Source organism: Rhizobium mayense (assembly GCF_030272705.1).
Lineage (GTDB): Bacteria > Pseudomonadota > Alphaproteobacteria > Rhizobiales > Rhizobiaceae > Rhizobium > Rhizobium mayense.
On sequence record NZ_JARFYM010000014.1, the window covers coordinates 113,155 to 135,989 of the forward strand.

18 protein-coding genes are annotated in these 22,835 nt (G+C 59.8%); 7 read left to right on the plus strand and 11 right to left on the minus strand.

What is annotated here, in order from left to right; genetic code table 11:
• The first annotated feature begins 20 nt into the window (after positions 1-20).
• Complete coding sequence (locus PY649_RS18380; protein WP_285870033.1) at positions 21-2,207, plus strand: glycosyltransferase family 2 protein; 2,187 nt, start codon at positions 21-23, stop codon at positions 2,205-2,207.
• Positions 2,208-2,274: 67 nt separating this feature from the next.
• Here PY649_RS18380 and PY649_RS18385 read toward each other — a convergent pair whose 3' ends face one another.
• The 3 genes from PY649_RS18385 to PY649_RS18395 form a co-directional block, all read right to left on the minus strand.
• Positions 2,275-2,670, minus strand: a complete 396-nt coding sequence (locus PY649_RS18385; RefSeq protein ID WP_285870034.1) for a (R)-mandelonitrile lyase — start codon at positions 2,668-2,670, stop codon at positions 2,275-2,277.
• Positions 2,671-2,778: 108 nt separating this feature from the next.
• Positions 2,779-6,240, minus strand: coding sequence for an ATP-binding protein (locus PY649_RS18390; RefSeq protein WP_285870035.1), 3,462 nt, complete (start codon positions 6,238-6,240; stop codon positions 2,779-2,781).
• A gap of 3 nt (positions 6,241-6,243) precedes the next feature.
• On the minus strand, positions 6,244-7,482 hold the full coding sequence (locus PY649_RS18395) for a metallophosphoesterase family protein (protein ID WP_285870036.1): 1,239 nt from the start codon (positions 7,480-7,482) through the stop codon (positions 6,244-6,246).
• A gap of 322 nt (positions 7,483-7,804) precedes the next feature.
• Here PY649_RS18395 and PY649_RS18400 point away from each other — a divergent pair, with 322 nt between their 5' ends.
• From PY649_RS18400 to PY649_RS18410, 3 genes are all read left to right on the plus strand, one after another.
• On the plus strand, positions 7,805-8,791 hold the full coding sequence (locus PY649_RS18400) for an aldo/keto reductase (protein WP_285870037.1): 987 nt from the start codon (positions 7,805-7,807) through the stop codon (positions 8,789-8,791).
• Between the two features lie 134 nt (positions 8,792-8,925).
• A complete protein-coding gene (locus PY649_RS18405; RefSeq protein WP_285870038.1) occupies positions 8,926-9,663 on the plus strand; it encodes an SDR family oxidoreductase in 738 nt (245 codons plus the stop codon).
• 86 nt (positions 9,664-9,749) lie between these two features.
• Entirely contained in the window at positions 9,750-10,097 is a 348-nt protein-coding gene (locus tag PY649_RS18410; protein ID WP_285870039.1) for a hypothetical protein, read from the plus strand.
• A gap of 136 nt (positions 10,098-10,233) precedes the next feature.
• Here the strand turns inward: PY649_RS18410 and hupB are convergent, their stop codons facing one another.
• The 4 genes from hupB to clpP form a co-directional block, all read right to left on the minus strand.
• Positions 10,234-10,509 carry a DNA-binding protein HupB gene (gene hupB / locus PY649_RS18415; protein ID WP_285870040.1) on the minus strand — a complete coding sequence of 92 codons (276 nt, stop codon included), beginning with the start codon at positions 10,507-10,509 and terminating at the stop codon, positions 10,234-10,236.
• 206 nt (positions 10,510-10,715) lie between these two features.
• Positions 10,716-13,136 carry an endopeptidase La gene (gene lon / locus PY649_RS18420; RefSeq protein ID WP_285870041.1) on the minus strand — a complete coding sequence of 807 codons (2,421 nt, stop codon included), beginning with the start codon at positions 13,134-13,136 and terminating at the stop codon, positions 10,716-10,718.
• Between the two features lie 418 nt (positions 13,137-13,554).
• Positions 13,555-14,832, minus strand: a complete 1,278-nt coding sequence (gene clpX, locus PY649_RS18425) for an ATP-dependent Clp protease ATP-binding subunit ClpX (RefSeq protein ID WP_028753990.1) — start codon at positions 14,830-14,832, stop codon at positions 13,555-13,557.
• Between the two features lie 305 nt (positions 14,833-15,137).
• Positions 15,138-15,770, minus strand: a complete 633-nt coding sequence (gene clpP, locus PY649_RS18430; RefSeq protein WP_120703825.1) for an ATP-dependent Clp endopeptidase proteolytic subunit ClpP — start codon at positions 15,768-15,770, stop codon at positions 15,138-15,140.
• Between the two features lie 255 nt (positions 15,771-16,025).
• On the opposite strand from clpP, the gene PY649_RS18435 reads away from it, so the two are divergent.
• Genes PY649_RS18435 through PY649_RS18445 form a run of 3 tightly spaced genes read left to right on the plus strand, consistent with a single transcriptional unit; the run spans position 16,026 to position 18,722 of the window.
• Positions 16,026-16,166 (plus strand): hypothetical protein, encoded by a 141-nt coding sequence (locus PY649_RS18435; RefSeq protein ID WP_285870042.1) that lies wholly within the window; start codon positions 16,026-16,028, stop codon positions 16,164-16,166.
• 16 nt (positions 16,167-16,182) lie between these two features.
• Positions 16,183-17,436, plus strand: a complete 1,254-nt coding sequence (locus tag PY649_RS18440; RefSeq protein WP_285870043.1) for a GGDEF domain-containing protein — start codon at positions 16,183-16,185, stop codon at positions 17,434-17,436.
• Between the two features lie 41 nt (positions 17,437-17,477).
• Positions 17,478-18,722 carry a cytochrome P450 gene (locus PY649_RS18445; RefSeq protein WP_285870044.1) on the plus strand — a complete coding sequence of 415 codons (1,245 nt, stop codon included), beginning with the start codon at positions 17,478-17,480 and terminating at the stop codon, positions 18,720-18,722.
• A 170-nt stretch (positions 18,723-18,892) separates the two neighbouring features.
• Here PY649_RS18445 and pstB read toward each other — a convergent pair whose 3' ends face one another.
• The 4 genes from pstB to pstS all read right to left on the minus strand — a co-directional run bounded on the left by pstB (position 18,893) and on the right by pstS (position 22,644).
• The gene (pstB, locus tag PY649_RS18450; protein ID WP_432761372.1) at positions 18,893-19,729 is read right to left on the minus strand and encodes a phosphate ABC transporter ATP-binding protein PstB; all 837 of its coding nucleotides are present in this window, start codon (positions 19,727-19,729) and stop codon (positions 18,893-18,895) included.
• Positions 19,730-19,758: 29 nt separating this feature from the next.
• Complete coding sequence (pstA, locus tag PY649_RS18455) at positions 19,759-20,610, minus strand: phosphate ABC transporter permease PstA (RefSeq protein WP_285870045.1); 852 nt, start codon at positions 20,608-20,610, stop codon at positions 19,759-19,761.
• 10 nt (positions 20,611-20,620) lie between these two features.
• Positions 20,621-21,592: a phosphate ABC transporter permease subunit PstC gene (gene pstC, locus PY649_RS18460; RefSeq protein WP_285870046.1), complete on the minus strand. Its 972-nt coding sequence runs from the start codon at positions 21,590-21,592 to the stop codon at positions 20,621-20,623.
• Between the two features lie 80 nt (positions 21,593-21,672).
• Complete coding sequence (gene pstS, locus PY649_RS18465) at positions 21,673-22,644, minus strand: phosphate ABC transporter substrate-binding protein PstS (protein WP_285870068.1); 972 nt, start codon at positions 22,642-22,644, stop codon at positions 21,673-21,675.
• Positions 22,645-22,835 lie beyond the last annotated feature (191 nt).

A 22,835-nucleotide genomic window follows, 5' to 3' on the forward strand; every position in this document is an offset into this window, starting at 1 on the left:
ATTTGGATATCGAGAAATCAATGAGACTTAAGATTTTACCCAACGACGATCTTGAACGAGAGATTTCTCCCGGCGCCCATTCCAATCTTTGGAAATCCCTTGGTGATGATCCCGCCTTCGAAATTCGGTTCCCGCCTGTCCGGAAAAGGCTCGTCGTCGTTCATATAGCCGGCACCGATGAAGCCATCGACCCGAAATTCTATGTCAATCGCGGTCGCGGATTCCGGGAAAAGGATGCGGTCACGCTGTCGGCAGGACGCCGCTTTATCATCACAGCCGACGTGGGAGCGGTCGGCACCATCTGCTCCCTGCGCGCCGACCCGGCCAGCTTCCCAACCACGTTCAGCTTCGACGTTGCGGCATTTTCTTCAGCGCAATCGGCCGAGAAGCATATTTCAACTCTGCTCGGCGCACATGGGGAAGCGGAACGCGTCGATCTCGGTAAACTGGCGCAATTTTGGACGAAGATGCCGAAGCTCGCCTTCGGAAAGCGCTCGCCGAGCGCGGCGATACAACATGCGGAGGCGAGCTATCGGCTTGCCGCCGACCTCGCTGCCGCGCCTATTTCTTCGACGGCGGGAATGTGGCTGAGCGTTGTCGTTCCGGTCTACAACGCGCCGTCTCGGTATCTCGACGATCTCGTAAGATCCTTCGAAGCACAAAACGAAGAGGGTACGGAGCTTATTCTGAGCGACGACGGATCGACCTCGCCGGAAACTCGGCGATGGTATGAGACGCGGAGACCGAAAGACACTATTCGCTTCATTCTGAACGAGAAGAACGGTGGAATAGCGGCCGCCACAAATGCCGGACTTCTGCACGCGCGCGGCCTGTGGATCGCTCTGCTGGACCATGACGACGTCATAGCTCCCCATGCCTTCAAGGTCGTGCGGCATACGTTCGAGCAGAATCCGAATGCGAACTTCCTTTATACCGACGAACTGGTTGTCGACGACACGCTAAAGCCCACGGGTCTAATGTTGAAGCCCGCCTATGACCCGGTTCTGCTGACGGGCGTCAATTACATCAACCATTTCTCCATCTACCGCCGCAGCCGACTACAGGAGATCGGTAATATCCGCACCGGATATGACGGCTCGCAGGATTATGACCTGCTGCTGCGCTATCTGGAAGGATTGCCCGACAACACGATCCTTCATCTGCCCTACCCCGCCTATTGGTGGAGGCGCAACGGCCGCACCTATTCGCGAAAATTCATGGATGCCGCGACGGCCAATGCAAGAAAAGCCCTTGTCGACTGCTTTGAGCGCCAACGGCAGCCCATCCGCGTCGAGGAGGCACTGACAAAAACCCTGCATCGGGTGGTGTTCGAGCACCCGGAGACTTCATGGCCGAAGATTTCCATCATTATTCCGAGCAAGGATAGTTTCGACCTGATTTCCCGGGTGCTGAAGGATATCTTCGAGCGAACGGACTATGCCAATTTCGAAGTACTTGTCATCGACAACGGCTCTTCGGACAAAAACGTCCTGGATCTTTACGAGCACTACCGCAAAACGCAGCCCGCGTTTTCGGCTTCGATCACACCGGAACCCTTTAATTTCTCTCGGTCGGTCAACCGCGGTCTAAGCGCAGCCAAGGGTGAGCACTATCTCATCCTCAACAACGACGTCGAAATTATCGATCCGGACTGGCTGAAAGAGATGGTGGCCTGTCTCGCCTACGAGGGAACCGGGATTGTCGGCGCCAAGCTTCTCTATCCGAACGACAAGATCCAGCATGCCGGCGTCATCGTCGGCTTCGGCGGGCTGGCGGGTCATTGGTATGGAAACAAGCCCAAGGACTTCGGCGGCCCGATGAACCGGCTGCATGTCCGCAATTCGATGACCTGTGTGACCGGCGCGGTCATGTTGATTTCTGGCGACTGCGCCGAAGCGATCGGCACATTCGATGAAGAGAATTTCGCCGTCGCCTATAATGACGTCGACTATTGCCTGCGCGCCCACGAAGCCGGTTTCCGCATCATCTGGACACCGTTCGCCTGCCTCTATCACCATGAATCGGTTTCACGAGGATCGGACAAATCGGGAGAGCGGAAAAAGCGATTTGAACGCGAAAAGGACAATCTGCGCCGGTTGCACGGGACCCAGACCTTTGAGGACCGGGCGATCAATCCAGCGTATAGCCGCGATAAATCGGACCCGAAGATCTTGATCGCAACGAAGCTGCGCATTCCATCGATGTGATGGTCGCAGCCACCGTCGCAACGTGAAAGAGCTGCCGCCTATGCAAACCGCAGGAGTCGTTCCGCTTTTATCCGCGATACTGGTCGTCGGTTACATATTCCATCCAGTCGGCGGCTTTGCCGTCCTGCATTTCCTGAATGGCGATATGCGTCAGCGCGGTGTTCGGCCCGGCGCCGTGCCAGTGTTTTTCACCCGGCGCAAACCAGAGGACATCCCCGGCGTTGATTTCCCGGATTTCGCCGCCCCAGCTCTGCGCAAGGCCTTTGCCTGAAGTCACCACCAGCGTCTGGCCAAAGGGATGCGTATGCCAGGCCGTGCGGGCGCCTGCATCGAAGCTGACGTTGACGACCTGCACGCGGGCCGGTGCCTGCGCCTGCATCAATGGTTCCTGACGGACGCTACCGGTGAAATATTCGGCCGGCGCATTGAAGGACGGGCGCGATCCATTGGGCTTGATGTCCACGGCGTTTCTCCTGCTTCTACCAGCGCAGCACTTACGGCGCTTGCTCTCTGCCGTCAGCCTATGCCATCCGATGACGTCATCCAAGCGACAACATCTGATGTCCCAGGCTTACAGGTGGATCAGATCCAGGTCCTTGCCGATCTCTCGTTTGGCAATCTCGACCAGGCTCATTTCATGGGTGAACAAAATGGTCTGAAAACGCTCCGCCGTGCCGGCGAGCGCCTTGAGGCCAGCACTTGCGCGATCATCATCGAAGGTCTGGAAGATGTCGTCGACGATCAGTGGCGCCGGCTCGTTGCGGGACGAATAATCCTCCAGAAAGGCGAGCCGCAAGGCGAGATAAAGCTGATCGCCGGTGCCCTCGCTCAGGCCCTCCAGCGGCACGCGCTCGCCGCCTGAGCGCTCTGCCAGCAATTGCAGAATGTCCTTTTCGTCATGTTCCTCGACCAGTCGCGCGAAGCGGTTGCCGGTCAGCAGCGAGAACAAATCCCCTGCACGCGTGATGACCGGATCGGCCTGATGCTCGCGATAGGCCTCCATCGAGCTTGCCAGCATCCGTGCCGCAAGCTTTAGCACCACCCATTGCCGCGCCAGGTCCTTGGCTTCCTGCTCGGCGGAGAGCTTCTCGAAGACGGCGTACTCGGCGCTGACTCCGGTCTCCAGCGCGCGCCGTTGGCGCTGGTTTTCCGACAAGCGCGCCATGAGTTCGCCATGCGCCGTGAATTGCCGGAGATCTTCGGCGGTCAACCGCTCGATCTCCAGTTCGGCGGCGACGCGCTCGAAGCCGGCGAGCTGGGTGCGAATCTCATCCTCGCCCTCGCCATCGGCCTGTTGGCGAAAACGGCCTCGGCTCTCCATCAGCCGTGTGTTCCGCCGGACGCGCTCGCGCAGGCGGGCCAGCAAGGCCGGCAGATCGACATCCTCCGGCAAACCGGCTGTCAGACTGGCGAGATCAGTCATCACCGTCGCAAGCGCCTCGCCACAGCGGATAGCCTGAGCCTCCGCCTGCTGGCGTTCCTCGTCGAGCCGGTCGCGCTTTTTCTGTTCGCCATGCACCGCATTGGCGCGAGCGTGCAGCGCTTCGGCTGCGGCGTCCGGCGGCAGGTGATCGAGTTCATAGCCGGCGGTTGCGGCAAGTGTAGCAAGCCGACGCTCGAAATCGGCCATGTCGCGACGCATGCCACTGACGCGGCGCTGGCGGTTCTCGTGCTCCGCCAGAACATCCGGCAGCTCGGTCCACGCCTTCAAGGCAACGGCCGCCATCTCCAGCGTTGCATCTTCGGGAAGGCCAAACAGCGGGACAGCCCTGCCGAACGCGTCGCGCCAATCGGCTTGACGGCGTTCGATATCCTTCTGCTGCTCTCCGAGACGCGTCAGCCGGTCGCGTGCCGAGACGATCTCACCTTCGCGCGTGCGGCTCTCGCTCCAACGCTCCGAAAGCAGGCGGAGGTGTTTTCGCAATCCTTCTGCCATCGCACCCGTCGGCAGCCGGCCGCTTTTATAGCCGGTGGCGTCGGCAATATCCTTCAGGGCCGGCGAGACCCCCGCTTCAGCAAGAGCAGCTTCATCCCGTTGGTCCAGCAGATCGCGCAGGGCGCCGCGCTCCCGGAACAACCCTTCAACCGCGCGCCGCCACTCCAGCATGGTCGCCGGATCGAGGGCAGCGATACCGGAGGGCTCAAACAGCGCTGTAAAGGCCGCAAGCGCCTTTGCCAATGATTCTTCGCGCTCTCGCAGTCTCTTCGCGGCAGCTTCGCGCTCCCGTCGCATCCGCGCCTGACGCAACTTGTTGTCCGCATGACGCGAAACCCGCTCTGCATCGCTCAATACCGCATCGGCAAGGCGATCCGCTTCCATGACGCTTGTCGCGAAGGTCGCGATCGTCTGGCCATCGGAAGGCGAGCCGCCTTCCACCAACGCGTCGCGAATCGATTGCCACAGGACATCGCGAACGGCGCGGGCTTCGGCAATCTGCTCATGCGTGACGATCGGGCCCGTGCGCTCGGCATCTTCCAGCGCCTGCTCGACCTCGGCCAGCTGCTCGTCATAGACACGCACCTTGCCGGAGGCCTCACGCAGACTGCCGCGGATGGCGTCGATCGTTTCGCGATGCGCCACGATCTCGGCGCTATCCGGCAGCGACGCGGTAAAGAACGCTTCGATATCGGCAACCGGCGGACGCAAGCGAGCGGCGGCCTCCTGAAGGTCCGTCTTGATACGGCGGATCTGTGTCTCCAACCCGTCCAGGCGGGCAAGAGCGGAGAGATCCCGGGCCAATGCCTCCAGTTGGTCAATATAGGGCCGAGGGTCGATCAGGCGGCCTGAGTGACTGTCTCTCTCCAGCGTCGCCAATTGTCTGCGCTCGCTGTCCGATTGCTCCGCGATCCCCTGGCCCTGGAAAAGCAACCGCCTGCCCTCTTCGACCAGTTCGGAGAGGCGCCCGCGGTCAGCATCGCTCGGCTGCCGCTCCTCCAACTGCCCAGCGTCGGCAAAGCCCAGGCGGCGGGCGAGTTGTGCAAGCGCTGCGTCGTAGCCAGCCAACTCCTGATCGACGCGGGGCAGATCATGTCGCTGGCTGCGGTAGTTGCCGGTATCGGCAAAGAGCTGCGTGATATCGTCCGATATTCGCACCAGCGTTTCGTCTATCTCAATCGACGACAGCTCTTCGCGGGTGCGTTCGGCTAGCTGCTGGGCACGGCGCAGCTCGTCCTCGGCGGAACGTTTGTCGCTCAGCCCCTGCTCCAGCCGGTCCGCAAAACTGTCGGGCATCACTGAGATATCGGCGAGGCTGACGAGAGCGGCCATCTCGCCGTCGATTTCGGCCAGGAGCGGCTGCAGCGTCTTCAACCTCTGTAACTGGTCGAGCGCCTGTCGTGTCCGTCGGCGTTGATCCTGCAGGCGCTCCAGTTCGGCCTCAAGCTCCGCGGCTTCCGAAAGCAGCTTCTTCCAGTCGCCGGATTTGAGCTCATTGTCACGTTCGGCCTTGCGGGCCTCGTCATGACGGTCCAGCGCCCGGTAGAAACTGCGATCCTTCGACCGCCGCTGGGCATAGATGCCGTCCGCTTCGCCCTCAAGAGACTGCCGCAAGCGAGAGAGGCCCGTGAGACCGGAGGCGGCGGAAAACAACAGGCTGCCGATCTCTCCGCCACTGTGCAGCATGGCCGTCGCTCCCTGGCGCAAGCGGAGGGAATCGAGGCCAAAAGCACGCTCGAAGACATCGCGGCTCAAATGGCCGAGATACGGTGCCAGGGCATCCTCGGCAAGCGGCGTCTCCTTATCGCCGGGCGCGAGCAAAGTGTTCTTGCGCCCACGGCGGCGGCGGAAAGCGAGGGTCGCGCCATCGCGCGAGCTGACCGCGGCGCCGACGCGAAGGCTCGTCGGCTCATGCAGGAAGCTTTGTTCGGCTGCAGCGGGAAAACCGAAAAGCAGATCGGAAATGGCGCTGAGCGCTGAGGACTTGCCTGCCTCGTTCGGCCCATAAATGACATGCAGCTTCGCGCCAGCGCGAAAATCGAGCGTGCGGTCGGTCAACGCGCCGTACCGCAGGATGTGGAGCCGGTTGAAGCGCATGGGTCAGCCTACCCCCTGCCCGCGCGCCAGCAGCAATTGCCGCGCCTCCTCGATCAGCATCTCGATGGTATCGTCCAACGGCAGCTCCGACGCACCGAGGCCCGACGGCAAGCGTATTGCGATCTCACCGACGAGCCTATTCGCCTCCGCCACGATATCCGCATCACCGACATGTTCGGCGAGCAATTGGCCGAGATCGAGCGTGCCGTTGGCCTCAACAGCGCTCGCGACGGGCGGCTCCAGCCGCAGTTCGAGCTTCTCCAGCCAGACATCCTGATGCACGCGGTGGCACGCCGCCTCGACTTCGTCGCGCCATTGCTGGCGATTGGCCGCTATAGCGCCCTGCAGCGGTGTAACCCCCGACAGCCGGACACGCAGCGCCATCATGCGCCCCGCCATATCATCGGCGAGCGGCTGCACTGCCTGCTCGACGCGGCGCAGAATCGCTGCCTGGCCGTCCTCGGGATCGACAGCGATATCGACCTGCCCAAACCGCGCCTCGTCGACGATCAGGCGTTCGTGGCTGCTGATACGGCCCTCCTCGACGGTGACCAGAACAGCGCCCTTGGCGCCGCGCTCGCGAATGCTCCGGCCCTGCAGATTGCCGGGGAAGATCACCAGCGGATCATTCGCCACCACCTCGTAGTCGTGGACATGGCCCAGCGCCCAATAGTCGTAACCGCGTGACCGCAAGTCGTCGACGGAGCACGGCGCATAGGGTGCATGCGGCTCGCGGCCGGTGAGCGAGGTATGAAGAATGCCGATATTGAACCAGCCGGACACCGGCGCGGGATAGCCAAGCGCGAGATTGTCGTTGGCCGAGCGCTCGGCGAAGCCCTGGCCATGCAGCGCCACCTGCAGGGCCTCCAGCTTGACGGAGCCGGGCTTGTTCGTCGGGAATTCGTGGACATTGGCAGGCAGTGTTATCGTCTTGGTAATGACGCTGGCGGCGTCGTGATTGCCGCGCAACAGATAGACCGGGATGCCAGCCCGCTCCAGCCGCGCCATTTCCCGATTGAAAAACAGGCCGATCTTGTTGTCCTTCCAATCGCCATCATAGACATCGCCGGCAATCAGCAGAAAATCGACCTCTCTTTCGATCGCCAGCTGCACGAGTGTCGAAAAAGCTTTGCGGCTGGCTTCCACGAAGACGGACGCGACAGCAGCATCCTTCAGCGCCAGCCCCTGGAAAGGGCTGCCGAGGTGCAGGTCAGCGGCATGGATGAAGCTGAAAGAGGGCATAAGCTCCGGTCATCGTCAGATATCTGGCACCCTCTTTTAGGGAAATACGGGTTCGATGAATACCGTGCGGCATCAGTCATCCAACGCTTTCGTCTATTGCCGGCTCCTGTCATACTCCTATGTCACGCAATTGCGATCCCGGAGTTTCGTCCTAAAGCGCATCGCGATCTCTGAGATTCGCTCCTCGCGCTCTAGGCTCTTGATTTTGCGCATGTCGTTATCGCAAAACCGCTACGCACCTTTGCGCGACATGCTGCAGGCTTGTCCGCACTCTGAGCGGCTGGTAGTGCCTTGGCATTTCATCACGAACGGAGACAATCCCATGAAACACCATGCTTTCGGCCGCACGTCCTTTGTCGTTACGGATGTTGGCTTCGGTGCCTGGCAGATCGGCGGCGCCTGGGGCGATGTCAGCGAGGCCGACGGCCGCGCCGCCTTGAATGCCGCTCTCGACGCCGGCATGACCTTCATCGACACCGCTGACGTCTATGGCGACGGTCGCTCGGAAAAGATCATCGCCGACGTGCTAAAGGCTCGCGGCGGCACGCGCCCGATGGTGGCGACCAAGGCCGGCCGCCGGCTCAACCCGCATGTCGCCGACGGCTACAACAAGGCCAATCTGGAAGGCTTCATCGACCGCAGCCTGAAAAACCTCGGCGTTGAGAGCCTGGACCTGGTGCAGTTGCATTGCCCGCCAACGGAGGTTTTCTATCGCCCGGAAGTCTTCGCCGGCCTCGACGAACTGCAGAAGGCTGGCAAGATCAAGGGATACGGCGTCAGTGTCTCCACAGTCGAGGAGGGGTTGAAGGCGATCGAATATCCCGGCGTGCTCAGCATCCAGATCATCTACAACATCTTCCGCCAGCGTCCTGACCATCTGTTCTTCAAGGAGGCCAAGCGCAGGAACGTCGCGGTCATCGTCCGTGTGCCGCTCGCCTCCGGCCTGCTTTCCGGCAAGATCACCCGCGACACTAAGTTCGCCAGCGACGATCATCGCAACTTCAACCGCCACGGCGAGGCCTTCGATGTCGGCGAGACCTTCGCCGGCGTGCCCTTCGAAGTCGGCCTGCAGGCGGTCGAAGAAGTGCGCAAACTGGTCCCCGCAGGCGCCAGCATGGCGGCCTTCGCGCTGCGCTGGATCTTGATGAACGAAGCGGTCACCGTCGTCATCCCCGGCGCCCGCAACGCCGAGCAGGCCAAGGGGAATGCAGCCGCCGCCGACCTCGCGCCGCTTTCAGCCGATGTTATGTCGGCAACGCGCGAGATCTACGAGCGCCTGATTGCCGCGCACGTTCACCACCGCTGGTAACGGCTAGCGTTTCTCGGAAGGCGAATGGCCGGGTACAGACCCGGCCATGAATTTCGTCAACCGTCGGCCGGCATCTGAAAGTGATGTATGGCGGCCGTCTATCTCTAAAACGCAGAATTCAAGGAGGAAGTTCTATGAAAGTGGCTCTCGTCACAGGCGCTTCGCGCGGACTTGGCGCAGTGATCGCGCGGGAACTTGGGGAGGCAGGTTGGGCAGTAGCGGTCAATTATGCGAATGATACTCGCGGGGCGGACGCCGTGGTCGACTCGATCCGGCAACGGGGCGGCCGAGCCCATGCGGCGAAATTCAGCGTCATCGACAAGGCTCATCTTACCGACGGGCTTCGTGCAATCGGCGACGCCTTAGGGCCTGTCGACCTGATAGTAAACAATGCGACGGGACCGCAGCCGGAAATGCCGCTGATGGAGCAATCCTGGCAGACCCATCTCGATCAGCTCGAGTTTTTCGTCAAAGCGCCGCTGGAATTGCTTCAGGCCGTGTTGCCGGATTGGCGGGCACGCAAGTCCGGGCGAATTATTAATATCGGTTCGGAGGTCGCGGAACTCGGCAATCCTTACTTCGGAAACTATGCGTCGGCAAAAGGCGCCATGCTGTCCATGACCCGCTCCTGGGCCCGGGAACTCGCGCCGGAGGGAATTACCGTCAATCTCATAGCCCCCGGCTGGATTCCCGTCGAACGGCACGCCGGAGCGTCGCAGCAGGCGATGGATGGGTATCTCGCTCAGACCCCGCTCAGACATTTCGGAACACCGGAGGATGTCGCCCACATGGTGGTGTTCCTCGCTTCGAACAAGGCAGACTTCCTCACGGGTCAGAAATTTGCGGTCAACGGAGGGCGGACGCTGCTTTGATCGCCCTGTTTTCCGCGACTTCAGTATATGACAAAACATCAGGGTCGCGGTGCATAAGCACCCTCCAGGCTGGATAGAGAGTTGATATGATCGTTCGTTCTTGGCGGGCCGTTGCTGGCTCTGACGAGGTGCTAGCAGCCTATGCGAAGCACCTCGAGACCACCACCTTCGTTGAAATGGCGTTGCTTCCCGGCCACCTGGGGGCGACCCTCGCCCGCAAGGTTCGAGGCGAGAACAATGAGCTGGTGGTTATGAGCTTTTGGGCCGACATGGCCTCCGCCGGTCATTTTGGCAAATGCGATTTCGACGATGCGGTGGTGAAGCCAAGCACGCAGAAGCTTTTGCGCTCCTTCGATTTGAAGGTCGAGTATTTTGAAACTGTGGTGTCGACCGGGCTTGTCTCCGGTCACGATCGCCCCGGTGGCGGCGAATAGAGTTTGGTACGTCTGCCCGAAGGTAATCATTGGTGGCCTTCGCGACATAAGATAACAAAAAAGGGGTCCGAAATGCTTCGAACCCCCTATATCCTCCACCATGGGGCAAAAGCCCCGATAGGCGGGTGAAAACGGATCAGCCGTTGACGGCGTCCTTCAGGCCCTTGCCGGGCGTGAACTTCGGCACGTTACGAGCCGCGATATCAACTTCAGCGCCGGTGGACGGGTTACGACCCTTCGTGGCTGCACGGTGGGAAACGGTGAAGCTGCCGAAACCTGCGAGACGAATGTCGCCGCCCTTCTTCAGTTCAGCCTGGACGGTCTCGAAAACAGCGTCAACAGCGGAGGTAGCGTCAGCCTTCGTAATACCGGCCTTCTCGGCCACTGCGGACACGAGCTCATTCTTATTCATGTTTCCACCCCTTTCTACTGGTATGAAACGACTCATCTTGTAAGCGGGGCGCAGAATACGAGTGCTCTAGCCCGCCGCAACCCCCAAAAGCCCTGCAAATCAAGGAAAAGCAAGCACCGCCAAAAGCTTTTCACAAAAAAAGACCGGCAAAAACGCCGGTCTTTCTGGTTTTTTGTCAATTCGGCCCAAATGAGGCGCAACCACGCTTAATGAGCGATAGTTGCTCCGACATCGTCGACGCCTTCAACCGTTGCGATCACGGGCGTTTCGACGGTGCCGTCCCACTCGATCGGCTCGGGCCTGCGGACCAGCGCATGCTTGATCACCTCACCCATGCGGGATACCGGGATGATCTCCATGCTGTTCTTCACGTTGTCCGGAATCTCCGCCAGATCCTTGGCATTTTCCTCCGGAATCAGCACCTTCTTGATGCCGCCGCGAAGCGCTGCAAGCAGTTTTTCCTTCAGGCCGCCGATCGGCAGCACACGGCCGCGCAGCGTGATTTCACCGGTCATGGCGACATCCTTGGAAACCGGGATGCCGGTCATGATCGAGACGATGGCTGTCGCCATGGCGACACCGGCCGAGGGACCATCCTTCGGCGTCGCACCTTCCGGTACGTGCACGTGGATGTCGCTCTTGTCGAAGAGCGGCGGCTGGACGCCGAAATCGACGGCGCGCGAGCGGACATACGAGGCCGCCGCGGAAATCGATTCCTTCATGACTTCCTTCAGGTTGCCAGTGACCGTCATACGGCCCTTGCCCGGCATCATCACGCCTTCGATCGTCAGCAGCTCGCCGCCAACTTCCGTCCAGGCCAGACCCGTTACGACACCAACCTGATCGTCGCGCTCGGCTTCACCATGGCGGAAGCGCGGAACGCCGAGATACTCGTCGATGTTCGCAGCGGTGACGGCAACGGACTTGGTCTTGCCCTTGATGATCTCGGTGACCGCCTTGCGGGCGAGCTTCATCAATTCGCGCTCGAAATTGCGCACGCCGGCCTCGCGGGTGTACTGCTGGCTGATCGCCATCAGGGCATCGTCGCTGACCGAAAACTCGTTCGGCTGCAGCGCATGTTCCTTGATGGCCTTCGGCAGCAGGTGCCGCTTGGCGATTTCACGCTTTTCGTCTTCGGTGTAGCCAGCGATGCGGATGATCTCCATGCGGTCCATCAGCGGTGCAGGGATGTTCAGCGTATTTGCCGTCGTGATGAACATCACGTCAGACAGATCGTATTCGACTTCCAGGTAGTGATCCATGAAGGTCGAGTTCTGCGCCGGGTCCAACACTTCCAGCAGGGCCGAAGACGGATCGCCGCGGAAATCCATGCCCATCTTGTCGACTTCGTCGAGCAGGAAGAGCGGATTGGACTTCTTGGCCTTCTTCATCGACTGGATGATCTTGCCGGGCATCGAGCCGATATAGGTGCGGCGGTGACCGCGGATTTCGGCTTCGTCACGGACGCCGCCAAGCGCCATGCGGACATACTCACGGCCGGTCGCCTTGGCGATCGACTGGGCGAGCGAGGTCTTGCCGACGCCCGGAGGGCCGACGAGGCACAGGATCGGGCCCTTGATCTTGGTCGCACGAGCCTGAACGGCCAGATATTCGACGATACGCTCCTTGACCTTGTCCAGACCGAAATGATCCGCTTCGAGAATCTTCTCGGCATTGTTCAGATCGGTCTTGATCTTCGACTTCTTGTGCCAGGGGATGCCCAGCAGCCAGTCGAGATAGTTGCGCACGACGGTGGCTTCCGCCGACATCGGGCTCATCTGGCGCAGCTTCTTCAGCTCCGCATCGGCCTTTTCCTTGGCTTCCTTGGACAGCTTCGTCTTGGAGATGCGCTCTTCCAGTTCGGCCATCTCGTCGCGGCCTTCTTCGCCGTCGCCAAGCTCCTTCTGGATCGCCTTCATCTGCTCATTCAGATAGTATTCGCGCTGGGTCTTCTCCATCTGGCGCTTGACGCGCGAGCGGATGCGCTTTTCGACCTGCAGAACCGAAATCTCGCCTTCCATGAAGCCAAGCGCCTTTTCGAGGCGGCCCTTGACGCTGGTTGTCTCCAGCATCTCCTGCTTCTCGGTGATCTTGATCGACAGATGCGAAGCGACCGTATCGGCGAGCTTCGAATAATCGTCGATCTGGCTGGCCGCACCGACCACTTCCGGCGAAATCTTCTTGTTGAGCTTTACATAGCTCTCAAATTCCGAAACGACCGAGCGGCTCAGCGCTTCCAGCTCGACCGGATCTTCGTTCGGCTCATGCAGAACATGGCCGAGGGCTTCATAAAAATCCTCGCGGCTCGTATAAGCGTCGATCTCTGCGCGTGCCCGGCCTTCGACCAGCACCTTGACGGTGCCGTCTGGGAGCTTCAGGAGCTGCAGCACATTGGCTACGGTGCCGACCCGGTGGATTGCATCCGGAGTGGGATCGTCATCACTGGCATTGATCTGGGTGACGAGCATGATCTGCTTGTCCGACCCCATGACCTCTTCCAGCGCGCGGATGGACTTCTCCCGTCCGACGAACAGCGGCACGATCATGTGGGGAAAAACCACGATGTCGCGCAATGGCAATACCGGATAGGCAATGCTCTCGTTTGCCGCAGACGTTTTCTTAGTCATGTCATTTCCTTTCCGTCGTCCCGTTCCCGGGCTCTCTGCCGGCGGGGGGAATTAGCCGGCTCTCTCACTTGGTTTAGAAGTGGAGCTTCACATTATCTATTTCAAGTCGTGCAGAACGCACCGCCAGACGACGGAACGCGCATTTCACGAAGAGGAACGCAACAACAAACACCGGACCCCGGCTACTCGAACACTGCCGGCAACGCGGTACCCGGAGGACCAAAGCCGGATACAAAATCCATATTCGCCGAGGATACCCGGAATCACGCCATCATGGCCGCGGCAAGCGCTCTTCACAACCGGTTTAGTCGGCGTTTCAATAGGCTTATCCCGGACTTTATCAGCAAACTGTGCGATTTTTCAAATAGAAAGGGGCCCGTCAACGACGAGCCCCGAATTTAGGCCGCAAATCAAGCGATCAGGCGGTAGCGTTGGCCTTTTCTTCCTGCCGATCGGCATAGATGTAGAGCGGGCGGGCGGAGCCGCGCACGACCTCTTCGGAAATGACCACTTCGCGAACACCTTCCAGCGCCGGCAGATCGAACATGGTGTCGAGCAGGATCTTTTCCATGATCGACCGCAGTCCGCGAGCACCGGTCTTGCGCACGATCGCCTTGCGGGCGATTTCGCGCAGCGCATCCTCGTGGAAGGTCAACTCGACATCTTCCATCTCGAAGAGGCGCTGATATTGCTTCACGAGCGCATTCTTGGGTTCCGACAGGATCTGGATCAGCGCATCTTCGTCCAGGTCTTCCAGCGTCGCCAGGACTGGCAGACGGCCGATGAATTCCGGGATCAGGCCGAACTTCACCAGGTCTTCCGGTTCCAGTTCGCGCAGCACTTCGCCGACGCGGCGGTCATCGGGCGCCTTGACGGCGGCGCTGAAGCCGATCGAGGTCTTCTCGCCGCGGGCGGAGATGATCTTGTCGAGGCCGGCAAAGGCGCCGCCACAGATGAACAGGATGTTCGTCGTGTCGACCTGCAGGAATTCCTGCTGCGGATGTTTGCGGCCACCCTGCGGGGGAACCGAAGCGACTGTGCCTTCCATGATCTTCAGCAGCGCCTGCTGCACGCCTTCGCCCGAAACGTCGCGGGTGATCGACGGATTGTCCGACTTGCGTGAAATCTTGTCGACTTCATCGATGTAGACGATGCCGCGCTGAGCGCGTTCGACATTATAGTCGGCAGCCTGCAGCAGCTTCAGGATGATGTTTTCGACATCTTCACCGACGTAACCGGCTTCGGTCAGCGTCGTAGCGTCTGCCATGGTGAAGGGCACGTCGATGATGCGGGCCAGCGTCTGCGCAAGATAGGTCTTGCCACAGCCGGTTGGGCCAACGAGCATGATATTCGACTTCGCCAGTTCGACATCGCCGTTCTTGGACGCATGTGCGAGGCGCTTGTAGTGGTTATGAACGGCCACCGACAGGATCTTCTTCGCCTGTCTCTGACCGATGACATATTCGTCGAGAACCTTGATGATGTCCTGCGGTGTCGGCACGCCGTCACGGGACTTGACCATCGAGGACTTGTTCTCCTCGCGGATGATGTCCATGCACAATTCGACGCATTCATCGCAGATGAAGACTGTCGGTCCGGCAATAAGCTTCCGGACTTCATGCTGGCTCTTGCCGCAGAATGAACAATACAGGGTATTCTTGGAGTCGCCGCCGTTGCTGCCGCTGACTTTGCTCATGTCATTTTCCTTCCAGCACGCCGCTGATTCCCAGATTGAAATCGCGGTCCACTCACTGCGCCCGCCGGACCTGCCCCTCGTTTCATTAGCAGATCGCGGCGCTCTTCGGGGTACTGAACGTAGCCCAGACACCCATGCCAGGGCTGCGGTGGCAACGAATCCCCCTTCGAATGCCGAATGCTATGTCATAAAAACACTACATAGCATTAATGCGTACTATTACCGTGTTCTACACCACATTAAACCCCTATTCGATCACAAATGGGATAGAACTGTGGCGTAGACGACACCGCCCGTGGATAAACTCAGGCGGCGGTTTCACCTTCCATTTCAGTACGAGACGTCAGCACTTTGTCGATCAGACCCCAGTCCTTGGCCTCGTCGGAGGACATGAAATGGTCGCGATCGAGCGTCTGCTCGACCTCTTCGTAGGTACGGCCGCAATGTTTGACATAGACTTCATTCAGGCGGCGCTTCATCTTGATGATGTCGCGAGCATGGCGCTCGATGTCCGAAGCCTGCCCCTGGAAACCGCCGGAAGGTTGGTGAACCATGATGCGCGAATTCGGCGTGGCAAAGCGCATGTCCTTGTCGCCGGCGGCGAGCAGCAGCGACCCCATCGACGCGGCCTGGCCGATGCACAGCGTCGACACGGCAGGTTTGATGAACTGCATGGTGTCGTAGATTGCCATGCCGGCGGTGACGACGCCGCCTGGTGAATTGATGTAGAGCGCGATTTCTTTCTTCGGGTTTTCCGCCTCGAGGAAGAGAAGCTGGGCGCAGACCAGCGTGGCCATCTGATCTTCGACCGGGCCGGTCAGGAAGATGATGCGTTCCTTCAGCAGGCGAGAATAGATGTCGTAAGACCGCTCCCCGCGGTTGGTCTGCTCAACAACCATCGGCACCAGAGCCATAGCTGTATCGACTGGATTTCTCATGTGCGTCCTTTACCAAGCTTGCCCCCGACGGCGAAAACGCCGGGAATCGAATAAAAATCCTTTTACCCTACATAGAGTGTCACTGCCCTGTACTTCAAGACGCGCGACGGGATTACGTCAAAAAGGCCTATGGCTCAGTAGATATTGAGGAAGCGTTTCTAACCGCTGGTTTCCCCGTGCCAATAGACTTGACGACGCAATCTGCGCGGTCCACTCCTTTTCCCAACCGCAGGGTGAAGGAAGGATGAAGCACAGATGATGATGGCACAGCATCAATCCGATCCGCAGCCAAAATTTACCACGCAATTTAAGGAACTCACCATCTTATTCGGCGATGATGAGTTGATTGCAGGCGTTACCGCGTCCTTTGCGCCGACGATATCTGCGCCGCGGTAAGGGAGAAACGCATATCGTGCTGAATATCACGACAGGACTGACCATCTGGTGTTCGGAAGCGATCACGCTCGCGACTGTGCTTTTCTTTGCCTGGCGGCATGATCGCGAGACGCCTGCCTATCTGATGTGGGCGCTGGGCTTCACCGTAAGCGCCGTCGGGTTTGCGCTTGCAGCGGCGCGCGGTTTCATTCCGGATATCCTGTCGATCGAATTCGGCAACGGCATCGCTTTGCTCGGCGAGAGCGCCTGGATCGCCGGCTATTGCTGGATGGACAAGCGCAACCTCGAATGGTCGGCGCTGTTGCCGCCGGCCATCTGGTTTGCCGGCATCGAGTTGCCGTGGGTTCACGACAGCTTCACCAATCGTGTCATCCTTTACGACCTTGCCGGCGCTGTCGGCGCGACGCTGCTGGCCACTGCAGTTCGGCCCGCAGAGGGCCGGCGCGAGGGGGTGCGCGGCCAGCTCGGCTTCGTTTTCATGGCGCTCGCCTGCGTTTTCTTCGTCTCTGCCATATCGATGACGCTTCTGCGACCAAATCCGCAAGACGCGCTGATCTATCGCGGCTACACCGCCCTCGGCAGCGCGCTGCTGATCACCACGGCCATCGCGCTCAGCGGTCGATTGCTGATGGAACGGTCCGAGCGCCGCTGGCGGGCAATCTCGATCACCGATGCACTGACGGGCGTCCTCAACCGGCGCGGCTTGCAGGACTATTTCGAGCTCGTTGCCGGGAAGGCCACCAAGGAGTCGCAGAAGATCGCAACGCTGTTGTTCGATCTCGATCATTTCAAGGCCATCAATGACCGTTATGGCCATCAGACGGGCGATGTCGTGCTTGCCGAATTCGCCCGCATCGGACGGCAGTACATTCCCCGCAGCGGCGCGTTCGGCCGCATGGGTGGCGAGGAATTCACCGCTTTCATCATCGTCGACGACCAAGCCCAAGCGGAGGCGATTGCCGAGACAATTCGAGCGGAGTTCTGCCGGGTACCGCTTCTTGCGGGCCCCTCATTGGTGTCGGCGACCGTCAGCATCGGTCTGGCGATCATGCTGCGCGAGACCGCCAACTGGGATCGGCTGGTTTCGGCAGCAGATCGGGCGCTCTACGCCGCCAAACGCGCCGGTCGCAACTGCACGATCGTCTTTAGCGAGGCGGAAGCGGCAATGGCGACGGACACGCCACCCGATCCCAATGGCGGCGAGCTAGTGCCGACGCTCGACGACCAGATTCATGCGCTGCGCCGCCTCGGTACGCTGTCGAGGATGTAACGGTCTTTTCCCAGTCGATTTGATGGGATAAGCCTGTCGTCATGACCATATCTTCTCTCTTCTCCATCGATCCCGCGGCGCGTCGCTTGTCCCTCAATGGACGCGATCCCGCCTTCTACAGCAATCCGAACGCCGTTTATGCCGCCCTGCATGCCGAATGTCCCACCTTCTATTGGGAGCAGCAGAAGCGATGGTATTTCATCGGCTATGACCATGTGAACGGCCTGCTGCGCGACCGCCGCTTCGGCCGGCAGATCCTGCATGTCGCGACCCGTGAAGAACTCGGCCAGCCCGCGCCGTTGCCGCATCTGAAAAATTTCGATCTTGCGGAGCAGCATTCGCTGCTGGAACTGGAGCCGCCGGAACACACGCGGCTTAGAACGCTCGTCAACCGCGCCTTCGTTTCTCGGCATGTCGAGAAGATGAAGCCGGAGCTCGCCGAGCTGGCCAACCGGCTGATCGATAACTTCGAAAAAGACGGCGAAGTCGAATTGCTGTCGGCCTTTGCCGATGTCATTCCGGTCACCATGATCGCGCGGATGATCGGCATTCCGGAAGAGATGGGACCGCAATTGCTGAAATGGTCGCATGCCTATGTGCGCATGTATATGTTCGGCCGCACACGCGAAGACGAACTTGCCGCCGATCAGGCGTCCAAGGAATTTGCCGACTATGTGAAAACCGTCATTCGCGAGCGCCGCGCCAATCCACGTGACGACCTTCTGACCCATATGATCACGACGGAGCACAAGGGCCAATATCTCACCGAGGATGAGCTGGTCTCGACGACGATCGTGCTGCTCAACGCCGGCCATGAGGCGACGGTACACCAGATCGGCAATTCCGTCCGTGTCATCCTGGATAGCGGCTATACGCCTGCCGAACTTTTCAAGGACGAGACGACGACGGAGCGTACGGTGGAGGAATCATTGCGCATCTGCGCGCCGGTGCACATCTTCGAGCGCTGGTGCCTGGAGCCGGCGGAGGTGGACGGCGTTTCCCTCCAGCGCGGCGACAAGGTGGCGTTGATTCTGGCTGCGGCCAATCTGGACCCCACGAAATTCTCCGATCCCCTCACCTTCAAGCCCGACCGTAATGAAGCACCGAACCTTTCCTTCGGCGCCGGTATCCATTTCTGCATCGGCGCGCCGTTGGCGCGGCTGGAGCTGAATGTCGTGCTGCCGGTCCTCTTCGAACGCCTGCCTGGCCTGAAGTTTAAGAAGACACCCGAGGTCAAGGATGTCTATCAGTTCCACGGCCTCGATAAGCTTGAGCTGAGCTGGTGAGCAAGGGCCGCCCCGGCGGCTCGCGGTTCGTCTCTTGATCGAATTGCCCGTCACGCATCGATGGCGGGACGATCCGTTCATTTCACCGCTTAATCCGAAACGCAAAAAGACGCGCCGGGCCGGCGCGCCATCGCAAGATCGCTGGCAATGGGCAGCATTGCCCCACCATATCAGCCGTAGCGGCCGGTGATGTAGTCTTCCGTGCGCTTGACCTTCGGCGCCTGGAAAATCTGTTCGGTCGCGCCGTATTCGATCAACTCGCCAAGATACATGAAGGCGGTATTGTCGGAGATACGGCTTGCCTGCTGCATGTTGTGCGTCACGATGACGACCGTGAACTCGCCCTTCAGCTGGGATACCAATTCCTCGACCTTGGCGGTCGAGATCGGATCGAGGGCCGAGGTCGGCTCGTCGAGAAGCAGCACGGACGGCTTGACCGCGATGGCGCGGGCGATGCAGAGGCGCTGCTGCTGACCGCCGGAAAGACCAAGTCCGCTCTGGTGCAGCTTTTCCTTCACTTCGCTCCACAACGCTGTTTCGGTCAGCGCCGCTTCGACGCGGGCGTCCATTTCCGCCTTGGAAATCTTCTCATAGAGCCGGATGCCGAAAGCGACGTTTTCATAGATCGACATCGGGAACGGCGTGGGTTTCTGGAACACCATGCCGACCTTGGCGCGCAAATCGTTCAGATCGACGTCCTTGGAGAGAATATTGCGGCCGTCCAAAAGAATCTCGCCGCCAACCGACTGGCCCGGATAGAGGTCATACATCCGGTTGAAGGTGCGCAGCAGCGTGGACTTACCACAACCCGAAGGGCCGATGAAGGCGGTGACCGCATTTTTGCGGATGTTCATATTCACACTCTTCAGAACGCGATGGCCGTTCTGATAAGTGAAATCGAGGTTCTTCACCTCAAGTTTCGCGACCATGCCGGCATCCGACTGGGAGACGGCGTCCTTGCCCGGCTGGGCTTTAACACTCTGAAAATTGCTATCGCTCATGTTCATGGTTTCATTCCTATCGTTCGGCCGCTTCGTTAGTGGCGGCGCCCACTCAAGACACGGGCAAGAATGTTGAGGGCAAGGATGGCAACGGTGATGATCAGCGCGCCGGCCCAGGCCAATTGTTTGAGATCCTCGCCGGCATCGGCGGCGAGCGTATTGATGGCAACCGGTAGCGTGGCGATTGGACCGGTCAGGCCCGCATTCATGAATTTGCTGTAACCGGCCGTGAAGAGAAGCGGTGCGGTTTCGCCACTGATACGGGCGACAGCCAGCAGGATGCCGGTGAGGATACCCGTCCAGGCGGAACGGTAGATCACCATCATCATGGACTTCCAGCGCGGCGCACCGAGCGCGGCGGTCGCCTCACGAAGCGCATTTGGCACCAGCAGCAGCATGTCCTGAGTCGTGCGGTTGACCACCGGAAGCGCGATCAGCGCCAGGGCGAAGATGCCGGCGATGGCAGAGTTGCCGTGCATGGGCACGACCACGATGCCATAGACGAACACGCCGATGATGATCGAGGGGGCGGACAGCAGGATGTCATTGATGAACTTGGCAGCCTCGGCAAGCTTCGTGCCATTGGCATATTCGACCAGATAAGTGCCGGCGAGAATGCCGATCGGCGCGGCGATCAGGATGGCGAGGCCTGTGACCAGCACGGTGCCGTAGATGGCGTTGATCAGGCCACCGCGCGAGCCCTGGGCCGGGATCGACATGGTGAACACGTCGAGGCTGAGCGCCGTTACACCGCGATAAAGCAGGGTCACAAGGATCACGCTGAGAAAGAATATGCCGAGGATGGCCGCGATGAAGCACAAAGCCATCATCACCCGGTTCTTCCCATAGCGCCTCGATACGAGGTTCTGACGAATTGCATCTTCCATGGGTTTTCCCTCAAAGCGAGTCGACGCGACCGATCATCCACCTCGCCACTGCAAGCACGCAGAAGGAAAGGATGAACAGGAGCAGTCCGAGCGCAATCAAGCTCGACAATTGCAGACCGTCGGCATCGCCGAAGTTGTTCGCGATCTGGGCGGAAATGGTGGTGGACGGCGAAATGATCGACGCTTGCAGACGGCTCACCGAGCCGACAACGAAGGTGACGGCCATGGTTTCGCCGAGTGCTCGGCCTAGGCCGAGCATGACGCCGCCGACGAGACCGCGACGTGTATAGGGAATCAGGATGTGACGAGCCACTTCCCATGTAGTCATACCCATACCGTAAGCGGATTCACGCAGCATCGGCGGCACGGTGCTAAACACGTCTCGGGCGATAGCGGTGATGAACGGCAGGATCATGATAGCCAGCACGAGGCTTGCGGTCAACAGACCGACGCCCGGCGCCGGCGGCTGGAACAGCAGGCCGATCAACGGCACCTGGCCGATCGTCATCATAAGGAAGGGCAAAATATAGGTCTGCATCAACGGCACGAGAATGAACAGACCAACGATGCCGTAGATAATGGAGGGAACACCGGCCAGAAGTTCGATGGCCGTGCTGATCGGCTGTCGCAGGCTGCCGGGGCAAAGTTCCGTGAGGAAGATGGCGATGCCGATGCCCAGGGGAATAGCAATCAGCATGGCGATGAGCGAACTCACCAGCGTGCCGACCACGGCAGGTACGGCGCCATAGATATCGGCGGGAGCGCTCCACTTGGTGCCCCAGAGGAACGAAAACCCGAAGGTTTCGAAGGTTGGCAAGGCATTGACGACAAGAACCGCAAGGATTGCCAGCAGCATAAGCACGACCAGAGCAGCCGAACCAAGCGTCATAAGATAGAAAATCCGATCCTGTGTTCGGAATTTTCTGGTGATGGCGGTGGTATCCATTGCCTGGAAGCCAGCCGTCTGAGTCGCGTCAGCCATCGATTTCCCCTTGTCCTATCACGAAAGGCGGACAGGGCCGTGCCCTGCCCTGTCCGCCGCAACTTCTCACCTAGCACAAATTACTTCGTGCCGAAGTCCTTCTTCCAGGACTGCTCGACAACTGCGGCAACGGTCTCCGGAACCGGGAGATAGGACAGGTCGGTGGCGTCCTTCTGACCCTTTTCGTAGGCCCACTTGAAGAACTTCAGCGCGTCTTCGTTTGCAGCAGCATCAGCCGGCTTCTTGTAAAGCAGAACCCAGGTCGAAGCAGCAATCGGCCAGCTCTTGTCGCCCGGCTGATTGGTGATGATCAGGTTGAAGTTCTTGGCATGGGCCCAATCGGCGTTGGAAGCAGCGGCCTTGAACGTGTCGAGGTTCGGCTCGATGACCTTGCCGGCAGCGTTCTTCATCTTCGCGAAACCGATGTGGTTGGCGACAACGTAGGAATATTCAACGTAGGAGATCGAACCAGCCGTCTGGTTGACGGTGGTGGAAACGCCTTCGGAACCCTTGGCGCCGAAGCCGGTCGGCCATTCAACCGCGGTGTCGGAACCAACCTTTTCCTTCCACTCCGGCGAGACCTTCGACAGGTAATCGGTGAAGTTGAAGGTCGTGCCTGAGCTGTCGGCGCGATAAACCACGGAGATCGGCGTGGAAGGCAGCTTCAGGTCGGGGTTGAGGGCCTTGATGGCAGCATCGTCCCACTTGGCGATCTTGCCGAGGAAGATGTCGGCGAGCGTCTTGCCGTCGAGAACAAGTTCGCCCGGCTTCACGCCAGCGATGTTATAGGAAACGACGATGCCGCCGGAGATCATCGGGAACTGGGCAATGCCGTTCTTCTCGAGGTCCTTATCGCTCATCGGCTTGTCCGAAGCGCCGAATACGATGGTCTTGTCGAGGAGCTGCTTGATGCCGGCGCCCGAACCGACCGACTGGTAGTTGACGACATTGTTCGTCGCAGCCTTATAGCCTTCGGCCCACTTGGACAGAACAGGCGCGATGAAGCTCGAGCCGGCGCCCGTGACGTCGGCAGCCGAGGCCGAAACGGACATAGCCGCGATAAAGCCTGCAGTCAGGCAAAGCGAACGAAATTTTTGATTCAACATGATTGAACTCACTTCCCAGAGTGATGAAAGGATGGCGAGCAGGAGATTAACGTGGAGTGTCCCATCGGTTCGTAACCTCCACCCTCAATCTCCTGGCGACAGTGATGGCTCTAATGCCGCAGTGTTTCAGTTTGATG

Bases quoted from the DNA above. Each gene is read 5' to 3' on its own strand.
- PY649_RS18380 (WP_285870033.1), top strand. From the start codon at position 21: ATGAGACTTAAGATTTTACCCAACGACGATCTTGAACGAGAGATTTCT.
- PY649_RS18390 (WP_285870035.1), bottom strand. From the start codon at position 6,240: ATGCGCTTCAACCGGCTCCACATCCTGCGGTACGGCGCGTTGACCGAC.
- PY649_RS18395 (WP_285870036.1), bottom strand. From the start codon at position 7,482: ATGCCCTCTTTCAGCTTCATCCATGCCGCTGACCTGCACCTCGGCAGC.
- PY649_RS18400 (WP_285870037.1), top strand. From the start codon at position 7,805: ATGAAACACCATGCTTTCGGCCGCACGTCCTTTGTCGTTACGGATGTT.
- PY649_RS18405 (WP_285870038.1), top strand. From the start codon at position 8,926: ATGAAAGTGGCTCTCGTCACAGGCGCTTCGCGCGGACTTGGCGCAGTG.
- PY649_RS18410 (WP_285870039.1), top strand. From the start codon at position 9,750: ATGATCGTTCGTTCTTGGCGGGCCGTTGCTGGCTCTGACGAGGTGCTA.
- hupB (WP_285870040.1), bottom strand. From the start codon at position 10,509: ATGAATAAGAATGAGCTCGTGTCCGCAGTGGCCGAGAAGGCCGGTATT.
- lon (WP_285870041.1), bottom strand. From the start codon at position 13,136: ATGACTAAGAAAACGTCTGCGGCAAACGAGAGCATTGCCTATCCGGTA.
- clpX (WP_028753990.1), bottom strand. From the start codon at position 14,832: ATGAGCAAAGTCAGCGGCAGCAACGGCGGCGACTCCAAGAATACCCTG.
- clpP (WP_120703825.1), bottom strand. From the start codon at position 15,770: ATGAGAAATCCAGTCGATACAGCTATGGCTCTGGTGCCGATGGTTGTT.
- PY649_RS18435 (WP_285870042.1), top strand. From the start codon at position 16,026: ATGATGATGGCACAGCATCAATCCGATCCGCAGCCAAAATTTACCACG.
- PY649_RS18445 (WP_285870044.1), top strand. From the start codon at position 17,478: ATGACCATATCTTCTCTCTTCTCCATCGATCCCGCGGCGCGTCGCTTG.
- pstB (WP_432761372.1), bottom strand. From the start codon at position 19,729: ATGAACATGAGCGATAGCAATTTTCAGAGTGTTAAAGCCCAGCCGGGC.
- pstA (WP_285870045.1), bottom strand. From the start codon at position 20,610: ATGGAAGATGCAATTCGTCAGAACCTCGTATCGAGGCGCTATGGGAAG.
- pstC (WP_285870046.1), bottom strand. From the start codon at position 21,592: ATGGCTGACGCGACTCAGACGGCTGGCTTCCAGGCAATGGATACCACC.
- pstS (WP_285870068.1), bottom strand. From the start codon at position 22,644: ATGTCCGTTTCGGCCTCGGCTGCCGACGTCACGGGCGCCGGCTCGAGC.